12 protein-coding genes and 5 tRNA genes are annotated in these 12,300 nt (G+C 39.7%); 1 reads left to right on the top strand and 16 read right to left on the bottom strand.

The annotated features are described in order from the left end of the window. Positions 1 to 18: 18 nt before the first annotated feature. The 16 genes from rpoB to rpsU all read right to left on the bottom strand — a co-directional run bounded on the left by rpoB (position 19) and on the right by rpsU (position 10,205). Complete coding sequence (gene rpoB / locus H6A61_RS02420; RefSeq protein ID WP_204390632.1) at positions 19 to 3,831, bottom strand: DNA-directed RNA polymerase subunit beta; 3,813 nt, start codon at positions 3,829 to 3,831, stop codon at positions 19 to 21. A 135-nt stretch (positions 3,832 to 3,966) separates the two neighbouring features. Continuing rightward, a complete protein-coding gene (rplL, locus tag H6A61_RS02415) occupies positions 3,967 to 4,344 on the bottom strand; it encodes a 50S ribosomal protein L7/L12 (RefSeq protein WP_007567329.1) in 378 nt (125 codons plus the stop codon). Positions 4,345 to 4,422: 78 nt separating this feature from the next. After that, positions 4,423 to 4,938 carry a 50S ribosomal protein L10 gene (rplJ, locus tag H6A61_RS02410; protein WP_154043746.1) on the bottom strand — a complete coding sequence of 172 codons (516 nt, stop codon included), beginning with the start codon at positions 4,936 to 4,938 and terminating at the stop codon, positions 4,423 to 4,425. Between the two features lie 14 nt (positions 4,939 to 4,952). Then, positions 4,953 to 5,651 carry a 50S ribosomal protein L1 gene (gene rplA / locus H6A61_RS02405; RefSeq protein ID WP_204390630.1) on the bottom strand — a complete coding sequence of 233 codons (699 nt, stop codon included), beginning with the start codon at positions 5,649 to 5,651 and terminating at the stop codon, positions 4,953 to 4,955. Positions 5,652 to 5,667: 16 nt separating this feature from the next. Further along, the gene (gene rplK, locus H6A61_RS02400; RefSeq protein ID WP_154043744.1) at positions 5,668 to 6,111 is read right to left on the bottom strand and encodes a 50S ribosomal protein L11; all 444 of its coding nucleotides are present in this window, start codon (positions 6,109 to 6,111) and stop codon (positions 5,668 to 5,670) included. Positions 6,112 to 6,170: 59 nt separating this feature from the next. Beyond that, positions 6,171 to 6,713 (bottom strand): transcription termination/antitermination protein NusG, encoded by a 543-nt coding sequence (gene nusG / locus H6A61_RS02395; RefSeq protein ID WP_154043743.1) that lies wholly within the window; start codon positions 6,711 to 6,713, stop codon positions 6,171 to 6,173. 12 nt (positions 6,714 to 6,725) lie between these two features. Next, positions 6,726 to 6,920 (bottom strand): preprotein translocase subunit SecE, encoded by a 195-nt coding sequence (gene secE, locus H6A61_RS02390; RefSeq protein WP_204390628.1) that lies wholly within the window; start codon positions 6,918 to 6,920, stop codon positions 6,726 to 6,728. Between the two features lie 16 nt (positions 6,921 to 6,936). After that, positions 6,937 to 7,009: transfer RNA gene (locus tag H6A61_RS02385), tRNA-Trp, on the bottom strand. A 59-nt stretch (positions 7,010 to 7,068) separates the two neighbouring features. Next, complete coding sequence (gene tuf, locus H6A61_RS02380) at positions 7,069 to 8,253, bottom strand: elongation factor Tu (protein WP_154043741.1); 1,185 nt, start codon at positions 8,251 to 8,253, stop codon at positions 7,069 to 7,071. A 51-nt stretch (positions 8,254 to 8,304) separates the two neighbouring features. Beyond that, positions 8,305 to 8,376: transfer RNA gene (locus H6A61_RS02375), tRNA-Thr, on the bottom strand. A 22-nt stretch (positions 8,377 to 8,398) separates the two neighbouring features. Next, positions 8,399 to 8,471, bottom strand: a tRNA-Gly gene (locus H6A61_RS02370). Between the two features lie 11 nt (positions 8,472 to 8,482). After that, positions 8,483 to 8,565 (bottom strand) — tRNA-Tyr (locus H6A61_RS02365). Between the two features lie 8 nt (positions 8,566 to 8,573). Continuing rightward, positions 8,574 to 8,647, bottom strand: a tRNA-Thr gene (locus H6A61_RS02360). 93 nt (positions 8,648 to 8,740) lie between these two features. Further along, the gene (gene hpf / locus H6A61_RS02355; RefSeq protein WP_154043740.1) at positions 8,741 to 9,040 is read right to left on the bottom strand and encodes a ribosome hibernation-promoting factor, HPF/YfiA family; all 300 of its coding nucleotides are present in this window, start codon (positions 9,038 to 9,040) and stop codon (positions 8,741 to 8,743) included. Between the two features lie 16 nt (positions 9,041 to 9,056). After that, the gene (locus H6A61_RS02350; RefSeq protein WP_204390626.1) at positions 9,057 to 9,938 is read right to left on the bottom strand and encodes a tyrosine-type recombinase/integrase; all 882 of its coding nucleotides are present in this window, start codon (positions 9,936 to 9,938) and stop codon (positions 9,057 to 9,059) included. A 75-nt stretch (positions 9,939 to 10,013) separates the two neighbouring features. Continuing rightward, a complete protein-coding gene (gene rpsU, locus H6A61_RS02345) occupies positions 10,014 to 10,205 on the bottom strand; it encodes a 30S ribosomal protein S21 (protein WP_154043738.1) in 192 nt (63 codons plus the stop codon). A gap of 170 nt (positions 10,206 to 10,375) precedes the next feature. Here rpsU and H6A61_RS02340 point away from each other — a divergent pair, with 170 nt between their 5' ends. Beyond that, positions 10,376 to 12,154 carry an aminopeptidase P family protein gene (locus H6A61_RS02340; protein WP_204390625.1) on the top strand — a complete coding sequence of 593 codons (1,779 nt, stop codon included), beginning with the start codon at positions 10,376 to 10,378 and terminating at the stop codon, positions 12,152 to 12,154. Positions 12,155 to 12,300: the final 146 nt, after the last annotated feature.

The raw sequence follows: 12,300 nt of genomic DNA, 5'->3' as shown, positions 1-12,300 counted from the left end.
TTAAATTTGTTTTTTTGTTTATTCCATTGTTATGCTCAAGCACAGACCTCTCAATTCATGAAGCAATACGTTCAGTGACTCTGGTATGCCCGGTGTAGGCATTGGTTCACCCTTGACAATAGCTTCATAAGCCTTAGAACGTCCTACAACGTCGTCTGACTTGATTGTCAGAATTTCCTGAAGAATGTGAGCTGCACCGAATGCCTCGATAGCCCAAACCTCCATTTCTCCGAAACGCTGACCACCAAACTGAGCTTTACCACCAAGTGGCTGCTGCGTAATCAACGAATATGGACCGATTGAACGAGCATGCATCTTGTCTTCAACCATGTGACCAAGTTTAAGCATGTAAGTTACACCAACTGTTGCCGGCTGGTCAAACTGTTCACCAGTACCACCATCATACAAATAAGTCTTGCAATAACGTGGCAAACCTGCCTTGTCTGTCCATTTATCAAGATCCTCAAGTGTTGCACCATCGAAGATTGGTGTTGCAAATTTGAGTCCAAGTTCTTTTCCTGCACGTCCCAATACGGCTTCGAATATCTGTCCGATGTTCATACGTGAAGGCACACCCAATGGGTTCAATACTATATCTACCGGAGTACCGTCAGCCAAGAATGGCATATCTTCCTGTCTAACAACTCTTGATACAATACCCTTGTTACCGTGACGACCGGCCATCTTATCACCGACACCGATCTTACGCTTCTTGGCAATGTAAACTTTAGCCATTTGCATAATACCTGATGGCAACTCATCACCAATAGTAAGAGCGAATTTCTTACGCTTTAATTCAGCATCATATTCCTTATACTTCTTGATGAAGTTCATAATCAATGAGCGTATCATGCCATTCTTATGTTCATCAGAAGTCCATGAGCTGAGCTGGATAACAGTATAGTCAAGAATTTCAAGATCACGTTTGTTGAATTTAGCACCCTTAGCAATAACTTCTGTTCCCAGATAATCTTTTACACCCTGAGAAACGAGGTTATTAGTAAGAACCATCAATTTTTCAACAAGTATATCTTTAAGTTTTGCTACTTTTTCTTCAAACTCCTCATTCAGTTTAGGCAAGATAAGTTTATCTGCATTCTTTTCACTGCGAGTCTTGACTACACGTGAATACAGTTTCTTGTCTATTACCACACCTCTCAATGATGGTGAAGCCTTCAGAGAAGCATCCTTAACGTCACCAGCCTTATCACCGAAGATTGCACGCAACAGTTTTTCTTCAGGAGAAGGATCAGATTCACCCTTAGGAGTAATCTTACCGATAAGTATATCTCCCGGTTCGATACGTGCACCTATACGTACGATACCTGTCTCATCAAGGTCTTTAGTTGCTTCTTCGCTTACGTTAGGAATATCTGCAGTAAGCTCTTCCATACCACGTTTTGTTTCACGCACTTCAAGGATGTATTCATCAACGTGTACAGAAGTAAGGATATCTTCTCTTACTACACGTTCGTTCAATACGATAGCATCCTCATAGTTATATCCCTTCCATGGCATGTATGCTACAAGCAGGTTCTTACCCAAAGCCAACTCGCCGTTTGCTGTTGAATAACCTTCAGTCAGGATATCACCCTTCTTCACGCGCTGACCTTTTGAGCAGATAGGACGCAAGTCAATAGTCATGCTCTGGTTAGTTTTGCGGAACTTAGGTATTTTATATTCAACCAAAGCAGAATCGAAGCTTACAAACTCTTCCTCCTCTGTACGGTCGTACAATATACGTATTGTAGTAGCATCAACAAAGTCAATAACACCATCACCTTCAGCAGCAATCTGAGTTCTTGAATCTTCGCAAAGCTGTTTTTCAATACCAGTACCTACAATAGGTGCTTCAGTACGCAACAATGGAACAGCCTGGCGCATCATGTTTGATCCCATCAACGCACGGTTAGCGTCATCATGTTCAAGGAACGGAATCAAAGAAGCTGCTATAGATGCAATCTGCTGAGGAGAAACGTCCATCAACTGTACCTGATCCGGTGTTACTACTGGATAGTCAGCGTCACGACGAGCCTTAACTTTTTCACGGATAAATGTACCATCGTCATTAAGTGGAGCATTACCCTGTGCAATTACTACATCTTCTTCCTCTTCAGCTGAAAGGTATTCGATACCTTCTGGTGACAAGTCAACTACGCCATCCTTAACTTTACGGTAAGGAGTTACGATAAATCCAAGGTCGTTGATCTTTGCATATACACACAAAGAAGAAATCAAACCGATGTTCGGACCTTCAGGAGTTTCAATAGGACACAAACGTCCGTAGTGAGTATAGTGAACGTCACGTACTTCGAATCCGGCACGGTCACGTGAAAGACCACCAGGACCAAGAGCAGAGAGACGACGCTTGTGTGTAATCTCAGCCAATGGGTTTGTCTGGTCCATGAACTGTGACAAAGCATTTGTACCGAAGAATGAATTGATAACAGATGAAATAGTCTTGGCGTTGATCAAGTCTATCGGAGTAAACACTTCATTGTCACGTACATTCATACGTTCACGAATAGTACGGCTCATACGTGCCAAAGCGATAGAGAACTGGTTTGAAAGCTGTTCTCCCACGGTACGTACACGACGGTTACTCAAGTGGTCGATATCATCAACGTCAGCCTTAGAGTTAATAAGCTCAATAAGGTATTTGATGATTTCGATAATATCTTGTTTAGTCAACACTCTAACATCCATTGATGTATCAAGTGACAACTTCTTGTTAATTCTGTAACGACCTACATCACCCAAGTCATAACGTTTTTCAGAGAAGAACAGGTTATTGATAACCTCTCTTGCGCTGGCATCATCAGCAGGGTCAGCATTTCTCAACTGTCTGTAGATGTACAATACAGCTTCCTTCTCAGAGTTTGACGGGTCTTTCTGCAGTGTATTATATATAATTGAGTAGTCAGAAGTGTTAGCGTTATCATTATGTACAAGAATGTTCTGTACTCCGGATTCAAGTATAGTATCAATATGCTCCGGTTCGATAACTGTTTCACGGTCGATAACTACTTCATTACGTTCTATAGATACAACTTCACCAGTATCTTCATCAACGAAATCTTCTGTCCAGGTTTTAAGAACACGTGCAGCAAGCTTTCTGCCTACGATTTTCTTAAGGTTCTGCTTATTAACCTTAATTTCTTCTGCCAGATTGAAGATTTCAAGAATGTCTTTATCGTTTTCAAAACCAACGGCACGTAGCAATGTTGTTACAGGCAACTTTTTCTTACGGTCGATGTAAGCATACATGACATTGTTGATATCAGTAGCGAACTCAATCCATGAGCCCTTGAACGGGATAATACGTGCTGAGTACAGTTTTGTACCATTAGCATGTATGCTCTGTCCGAAGAATACACCAGGAGAACGATGTAACTGAGAAACGACAACTCGTTCTGCACCATTTATAACAAATGTACCCTTTGGTGTCATATATGGGATCGGGCCTAAGAATACATCCTGAATTACTGTATCAAAATCCTCGTGATCGGGGTCTGTACAATAAAGCTTCATTTTAGCTTTCAAAGGGACACTATATGTAAGACCTCTTTCCAGACATTCATCAATAGAATATTGTGGCGGGTCTATATAGTAATCGAGGAACTCGAGCACGAAGTTGTTGCGTGTATCTGCAATAGGGAAATTCTCAGAGAATACCTTGTAGAGTCCATCCTTCTTACGCAATTCAGGCGGTGTGTCCAGTTGCAGGAAGTCATGAAACGACTTCAATTGTACTTCCAGGAAATCCGGATACTGCATCGGATTCTTAATAGAAGCAAAATTAATTCTTTGATTTTGAGTGTTTAAAGACATCTGTAATTCAATTATGAATTAAAAATAATTATATTTTTCTGTTGTTAAGACAACGATACGCTGTGAGACGCAAAAAGGTTAAGAATCCTCAATGACGAGGACTCTTAACCGAACTACCTGATTTACAGGATAATCTTATTTAAGCTCAACTTCAGCTCCAGCTTCTTCCAATACTTTCTTCAAAGATTCAGCTTCGTCTTTAGCCAAACCTTCTTTAACTACGCTAGGAGCACCGTCAACCATGTCTTTTGCTTCTTTCAAGCCAAGACCACAAGCTTCTTTAACGGCCTTAACTACCTGCAACTTAGCAGCACCTGCGCTCTTCAAAACTACATCGAAAGATGTTTTTTCTTCAGCAGCAGCTGCACCAGCAGCAGCAGGACCAGCAGCAACAGCTACAGCTGCAGCAGCAGGTTCAATACCATATTCTTCTTTAAGGATAGTTGCAAGTTCATTAACTTCTTTTACTGTCAAGTTAACTAATTGTTCTGCAAAAGCTTTCAAATCTGCCATTTTTGTATGAATTTAATTGTTTGTTACTAAATTGAATATAAATAATTATTTTTTGTTCTTAATGGTTGAACCGCTGTATTATTCAGCACGTTCGCCCAAAGTCTTAAGAACTCCGTGAATGGTGTTACCACCAGACTGAAGAGCTGAAACAACATTCTTCGCAGGAGATTGCAACAATGCAATGATATCTGCGATAACTTCGTTCTTGCTCTTGATTGTAGCGAGTGCATCGAGTTGATCAGCACCTACATAGAAACCTTCTTCTGCATATGCAGCTTTCAATGCAGGAACTCCCTCTTTGTATTCCTTAAGTAATTTTGCAGGAACGTTTGCAGTTTCTGTAAACATTACTGAAGTTGTACCCTTCAAAGAGTCATACAATGGAGAGAAATCAACATCCAAACTCATCAATGCCTTGTGAAGCAAAGAATTCTTCACAACCATCAGCTTAATACCAGCATTAAAACATTTTCTACGAAGTTCACTTGTAGAAGCTGCATCCATTGCAGTTGTATCAACCAAGTAGAAATGTCCGTATTGCTTAACTGTATCAGCCAACTGACTTATAATTGCGCCTTTATCTTCCTTTCTCATGATTACTCCTTATTTTAAATTTCGTCCACTGATTTAGGGTCAACCTTAATACCCTTACTCATTGTACTTGAAAGATAAATACTCTTTATATAAGTACCTTTAGCTGTAGTAGGTTTCAGTTTTATGATTGTAGCGATAAATTCTTTCGCATTTTCACGGATCTGGTCAGCAGTAAATGATACTTTACCGATTGAAGTATGAACGATACCGCTCTTATCAACCTTGAAATCAATTTTACCTTGCTTAACTTCCTTAACAGCCTTAGCTACATCCATAGTTACAGTACCACTCTTAGGGTTTGGCATCAATCCACGAGGACCGAGCACACGACCCAGAGCACCGATCTTACCCATGATAGACGGCATAGTGATTATCACATCAATATCAGTCCATCCACCTTTGATCTTTTCAATATATTCATCAAGACCAACATAGTCAGCACCAGCTTCTTTTGCAGCAGCTTCAGCATCAGGTGTACACAGAACAAGCACTCTAACCTGCTTACCTGTACCATGAGGAAGAGAAACAACACCTCTTACCATCTGGTTTGCCTTACGAGGGTCAACACCTAAACGTACGTCAATATCTAATGAAGCATCAAATTTTGTAAAAGTAATTTCCTTTACCAACTGAGAAGCTTCCTTTAGTGAGTATGCTTTCCCTGCTTCAATTTTTTCTGCAGCTAACTTTTGATTTTTTGTCAGTTTACCCATTCTCAATTGAAGTTAATTAGTTATTACCCGGGAAGTCACCTTTTACAGCGATACCCATACTTCTAGCTGTTCCAGCTACCATTCTCATAGCAGCTTCAATAGTAAAGCAGTTCAAGTCAACCATCTTGTCCTGAGCGATAGTACGAATCTGATCCCAAGTCAGTTCAGCAACTTTCTTACGGTTAGGTTCAGCAGAACCGCTCTTCAATTTAGTCATTTCCAACAACTGTATTGCTACAGGAGGAGTTTTGATTACGAAATCAAAAGACTTGTCTGTGTAGTAGGTAATGATAACAGGCAATACTTTACCTGCCTTGTCCTGGGTTCTGGCGTTGAATTGCTTGCAAAATTCCATGATATTAATACCCTTAGAACCCAAAGCAGGTCCAACGGGAGGTGATGGATTTGCAGCGCCTCCTTTAATCTGTAATTTGATTAGTCCAGCAACTTCTTTAGCCATTTTTTTTAGATTTAATATAATTGAATAACGAATAGAACAACATCACGTAACAGAATGAGTTATTCCTTTTCCACATCCGTAAAGCCTAATTCCAGCGGAGTTTTACGCCCGAAGATTTTGACCATTACTTTCAACTTACGTTTTTCCGAATTTACTTCTTCAATGAGACCACTGAAACCAGTAAACGGTCCAACACAAACTTTCACTGTTTCGCCTACTGTGTAAGGGATACTCAAATCCTCTTCCACTTCTTGCAATTCATCTACCGTACCTAAAATACGATTCACTTCCGATTGTCTTAGTGGCACCGGATTTTCCTGACCACCAAGGAAGCCAATCACGTTAGGGATGTTTCTCAAATAATGAGTAACCTCACCTACCAGAGCTGCTTCAACCAAAACATATCCAGGAAGATAACTTCTTTCTTTCACAATCTTTTTACCATTGCGAACCTGAACATATTTTTCGGTAGGAATCAATACCTGAGATACGAATTCGCTAAGTTCATTGTGCTTTAAATCGGCATCAAGATATTCCTTTACCTTAGCTTCTTTTCCGCTTACGGCACGAAGTACGTACCATTTTTTTACAATCTCAGACATCTTTTCTTATTTTTAGTGCGGATAGATAATATCTTCCATTAAAAACTGGAAAGCAGAATCCATAAGAAAAACAACCAGTGCAATGAGTAGGGAAGCAGTTAAAACAACCACTGCACTGCTAGAAAGCTCTTTACTCGTAGGCCATGTAACTTTATGGACTAGTTCGTTGTATGATTCCTTAAAATTATTAGCTATCTTTTTAAACATATCCTATCAATTTTAGCACGGGAAGAGAGGCTCGAACTCCCGACACTCGGTTTTGGAGACCGATGCTCTACCAACTGAGCTATTCCCGTAAAAATAGTTCCCGAAAATAAATCTCGGGAACTAAATATTGTTATATTATTGACTTGTATTAGTCAAGAAGTTCAGTAATCTGACCAGCACCTACTGTACGTCCACCTTCACGGATAGCGAAACGAAGACCTACGTTCAATGCTACTGGGTAGATAAGTTCAACGTTGATTGTAACGTTATCACCTGGCATTACCATTTCAACTCCTTCTGGCAATGTGATTTCACCAGTACAGTCCATAGTACGCAAGTAGAACTGAGGACGGTATTTGTTGTGGAATGGAGTGTGACGACCACCTTCTTCTTTCTTCAAGATATAAACCTCAGCTTTGAATTTAGAGTGAGCTTTAACCTGTCCTGGGTGGCAAAGGATCATACCACGTTTGATTTCATTCTTGTCGATACCACGAAGCAACAAACCTACGTTATCACCAGCTTCTCCCTGATCCAACAATTTGCGGAACATTTCAACACCAGTTACAACTGATTTCTTATCTTCACCAAGACCAAGAATTTCAACTTCATCACCAACCTTGATTACACCAGCTTCGATACGACCTGTAGCAACTGTACCACGACCAGTGATTGAGAATACGTCTTCAACAGGCATCAAGAATGGTTTATCAATATCACGTGGAGGAAGTGGAATCCATGTATCTACTGCATCCATAAGTTCCATAATCTTTTCTTCCCACTGTGGAACACCGTTCAATGCACCAAGTGCAGAACCACGGATGATAGGAGTGTTGTCACCATCGAAATCATAGAATGAAAGCAATTCACGCATTTCCATTTCTACAAGTTCCAACATTTCTTCATCATCAACCATATCACACTTGTTCAAGAACACAACAAGACGTGGAACGTTTACCTGACGAGCCAAAAGAATGTGTTCACGAGTCTGAGGCATAGGACCATCAGTAGCAGCAACTACGATGATAGCACCATCCATCTGAGCAGCACCAGTTACCATGTTCTTTACATAGTCGGCGTGTCCCGGACAGTCAACGTGAGCATAGTGACGATTTGCAGTCTGATATTCTACGTGAGAAGTGTTGATAGTGATACCTCTTTCCTTTTCTTCTGGAGCGTTATCGATAGAATCGAATGAACGCATTTCTGAAAGACCTTTCTTTGCCAATACTGTTGTGATAGCAGCAGTCAAAGTAGTTTTACCGTGGTCAACGTGACCAATTGTACCGATGTTTACATGCGGTTTCGAACGTTCAAATTTCTCTTTAGCCATAGCTTTACTTGTTATTTATTTTGATTAATAATCAGCTTTTCTATCTCAATGAGCTGTTACCGGGACTTGAACCCGGGACCTCTTCCTTACCAAGGAAGTGCTCTACCGCTGAGCTATAACAGCGATGGATTTTATCATTAAAGAGAGCGGAAGACGGGGCTCAAACCCGCGACCCTCAGCTTGGAAGGCTAATGCTCTATCAACTGAGCTACTTCCGCATCTTCTTTTGTGGGCAAAGATGGATTCGAACCACCGAAGGCGTAAGCCAGCAGATTTACAGTCTGCCCCATTTGGCCACTCTGGTATTTGCCCTTTGTTTGAGCCTCTTGTCGGATTCGAACCAACGACCCCGAGATTACAAATCACGTGCTCTGGCCAACTGAGCTAAAGAGGCTTATTAAAAGAACTTTGCAACCGCAAAGCGGTAGTTTGCGGCTGCAAAGTTAGATATAATTTTTAAATCACAAAATAAATACTCTTATTTTTTTTATTTAATTTGCTGTTTTTCTTTTGTTTTCTGCAATTGTTTCGACAAAGCATCCATACATGTATCTATAGCTTCTTCGAATGTATCGCATACTTTTTCTGCGTAAAACTCGGAATTTAGAGCCAAGATTCTAACTCCGGCTTCCTTATTCATTGCTGTTTCCGGTTTTACTACTTTAAGAGACACCTCAACTTTCTTTATATCGTCGCAAAACTTCTCGAGCTTTTCAGCTTTTTTCTGAATAAAAGCCTCCAATTTTTCTGATGCATCGAAATGAATTGATTGAATTCTTACTTCCATAAAAACCTCCTTTTCTTTACGCTCTTGGATGAGCTTGTTTATATACTTTTTTTAATTCTTCAAAAGTCGTATGAGTATATATTTCAGTAGTCGTAACACTTTCATGACCCAACAACTCTTTTACTGCTTCCAACTCTGCATCATTATTAAGCATCGCTGTTGCAAATGAATGTCTGAGCACATGCGGACTTCTTTTTTTCAACACAACGACTTTCGACAGGTTTTGCTTCACCAATTTATAGACCAACATCTGATAAAGTCTCTTTCCATTTTTTCTCACGAAAAAAGCTTCACAAGAGCAGCCTACAGCAATATTTCTACATTCCAAATAAGACTGTATTTCACATTTCAGATTCTCTCCAAAAGGTATCAGCCTCTGTTTATTTCGTTTCCCTGTTACTTTGATAACATTGGAAAACAAATCTATGTCAGCATCATCAAGCGAAATCAATTCGGAAAGTCGCATACCAGTTTCATAAAACATGGTCATTATAAGCTTATCACGAACACCTTCAAACGAATCATCAAAAAAATCACCATCCAAAAGTTTATCCATATCTTCCTCCCTTACAAAGGTTGGCAAAGGTTTCTTTCTTTTAGGACCTTTCACTATAGACATCGGATCGACTGTTATCATCTTTTTCTTCAAAAGATACTTATAGAAAGTTCTCAACGCACTAAGCTTACGATTTACCGAAGCCCCGGACATCCCGCTTTCCATGAGTTTCACAACCCATCCTCGTACTATGTCAGAATCAACGTTTTCAAGTTTCAACTCGCTGTCTAATCCATTCAAATACCCTTGAAATTCCTTCAAGTCTATTCCATAAGAAACAATTGTCTTCTCAGAATAGTTGCGTTCATACCTTAGGTAATGAAGAAAAGACTCTACTGTCATAGAAACATTGCATTATTAATTCAGCAACGAATATATGAAAAAGAATTCAATAATTCAAAGAACTTTGCGAAATTATTATTCTTCTACCTGATGTAATTTCTGAACGTAAATAGCACGTTCCATTTTCAATCTTTTCAAAACAGACGGTTTATCAAACTGCTGTCTGCTTCTAAGTTCTTTTACAACACCTGTTTTTTCAAATTTTCTCTTAAATTTTTTCAGCGCTTTTTCAATGTTTTCGCCTTCTTTTACTGGAACTACGATCATGTTTTTAAAAAATTAATTATGTTGTTGTTAAATATTTTTCCGCAGTCAAAATTGCGGTGCAAAATTACACATACTTTCTTAATATACAAAACTTTCCACGCATTTTTTCCACAAAACACATAAATAGCACTATCTTTGTAAATCAAATAATTACTAAAACCAATATACTAATGAAAGATATAATTATAGGAAGGATAGCCTCATTAAGGCAATTCATGAAAAGAAATGACTTATCAGCATATATAACATTCAGCACAGACCCACATTCAGGCGAATACGTGCCTGCACACTGGGAGTCACGAAAATGGATAACAGGATTCACCGGTTCCGCGGGAACAGCAGTTATAACAAAAGACGGCGGAGGCTTATGGACTGATTCAAGATATTTTTTACAGGCTGAAGAACAGCTTGCCGGAAGCGGACTTAAATTGTTCAAGGAACGTATAGCCGGCACTCCGTCAATAAGCGAATGGTTATGCAGTGTTCTGAAAGAGGGAGATAAAGTCGGTTTTGACGGTTATACGACATCAGTAAGTGTTATAAAAGATTTGGAAGAAAATCTAGCAGCCCAAGGGATAAGACTGGTCATGACAGAAGACCCGTATAAACTGATATGGAACGACAGGCCTGAAATACCAACCCACAAGCCGTTCATTCTAGACGAAAAGTTTTCCGGCGAAAACACAGACATCAAACTTTCAAGAATCAGGAGCAAGCTTTCATTAAAAGAAAATGAAGCTGTACTCTTATCTTCGCTTGACGAGATTGCATGGACACTAAATATGCGCGGTAATGACATACATTGCAACCCTCTTTTTGTGTCATATCTGCTCATATTAAAAGATTATGCCGTATTATATATAAATAAGGAGAAACTGTCGGAGGATGTCGAAGCTTACTTAACATCGTACAATATAACCATCAAAGCCTATGAAGAGATAGAAAGCGATATTATGTCATGCCATAACTATAACATATGGATGTCGCCAACAATAAATTTTGCAATATATAATGCAGCAATAAGACAAAACATTGTAAACCTTACCAATTCGCCTGTATGCGAATTCAAATCGATAAAAAACAAGACTGAAATATCCGGCTTCCACAATGCAATGATACGCGATGGTATAGCTATGGTAAGATTCCTAATGTGGCTGGACAAATCCGTAAAAAACGGCGACCAGACAGAAACAAGCATAGACAAGCAGCTATACAAATACCGTTCTGAAATGGAGTACTTCCAGGGAATCAGTTTTGACACAATTGCCGGCTATCAGGAACATGGAGCAATAGTACATTACGAGGCTACTGAAGAATCCGCTTCAACTCTCAAACCGGAAGGCCTTCTACTCCTTGACAGCGGCGCACAATATCTGGACGGTACTACCGACATAACACGTACCATACCGCTAGGAGCTATATCAGACGCCCAGAAGAAAGACTATACTTTAGTCCTAAAAGGATTTATTCAGCTTGCAATGGCAGAATTTCCTGACGGAACATGCGGAACTCAGCTTGACGTACTGGCAAGAATTGCAATGTGGAAAGAAGGAGTTAACTACGGCCATGGAACAGGACACGGAGTGGGACATTTCCTGAACGTCCATGAAGGACCGCATCAGATAAGAATGAACAATGTACCAACCATATTAAAACCGGGAATGACAATTACAAACGAACCGGGAATATACAGAAGCGGACAATATGGAATACGCACAGAAAACACAATGCTTATAGTACCGGGGAAAGAGACAGAATTCGGAACATTCTATAAGTTCGAACAACTTACACTGTGCCCTATATCCAAAGATCCGATAATAAAAGAAATGTTGTCACACGAGGAAATCTTATGGCTGAACAATTACCATGCAACGGTTTACGAAAAACTTTCGCCATACCTCACAAATGAAGAAAATACCTGGCTCAAAACAATGACCTCTCCTATTTAGTAGGTAAGAAAAATTTACAAGAATACAAGTAAAACAAATCGTAAAAAACATGCGCACGTTTTAGGTAAAATGGACGCACATTTAAAGTTGAATGGACGCACGTTTAAAGTTGAATGTGCGCACGCTTTGAAAATTACATTTTAGGA

Origin of the sequence: Bacteroides caecigallinarum (assembly GCF_016901995.1) — a bacterium.
Classification (GTDB): Bacteria; Bacteroidota; Bacteroidia; order Bacteroidales; family Bacteroidaceae; genus Phocaeicola; species Phocaeicola cellulolyticus.
Note: the sequence above shows the minus strand (reverse complement) of the source record. Positions and strands in the feature narration are given on the sequence as shown.

Coding starts and splice junctions, on each gene's coding strand:
- rpoB (WP_204390632.1), bottom strand. CDS start 3,831: ATGTCTTTAAACACTCAAAATCAAAGAATTAATTTTGCTTCTATTAAG.
- rplL (WP_007567329.1), bottom strand. CDS start 4,344: ATGGCAGATTTGAAAGCTTTTGCAGAACAATTAGTTAACTTGACAGTA.
- rplJ (WP_154043746.1), bottom strand. CDS start 4,938: ATGAGAAAGGAAGATAAAGGCGCAATTATAAGTCAGTTGGCTGATACA.
- rplA (WP_204390630.1), bottom strand. CDS start 5,651: ATGGGTAAACTGACAAAAAATCAAAAGTTAGCTGCAGAAAAAATTGAA.
- rplK (WP_154043744.1), bottom strand. CDS start 6,111: ATGGCTAAAGAAGTTGCTGGACTAATCAAATTACAGATTAAAGGAGGC.
- nusG (WP_154043743.1), bottom strand. CDS start 6,713: ATGTCTGAGATTGTAAAAAAATGGTACGTACTTCGTGCCGTAAGCGGA.
- secE (WP_204390628.1), bottom strand. CDS start 6,920: ATGTTTAAAAAGATAGCTAATAATTTTAAGGAATCATACAACGAACTA.
- tuf (WP_154043741.1), bottom strand. CDS start 8,253: ATGGCTAAAGAGAAATTTGAACGTTCGAAACCGCATGTAAACATCGGT.
- hpf (WP_154043740.1), bottom strand. CDS start 9,040: ATGGAAGTAAGAATTCAATCAATTCATTTCGATGCATCAGAAAAATTG.
- H6A61_RS02350 (WP_204390626.1), bottom strand. CDS start 9,938: ATGACAGTAGAGTCTTTTCTTCATTACCTAAGGTATGAACGCAACTAT.
- rpsU (WP_154043738.1), bottom strand. CDS start 10,205: ATGATCGTAGTTCCAGTAAAAGAAGGCGAAAACATTGAAAAAGCGCTG.
- H6A61_RS02340 (WP_204390625.1), top strand. CDS start 10,376: ATGAAAGATATAATTATAGGAAGGATAGCCTCATTAAGGCAATTCATG.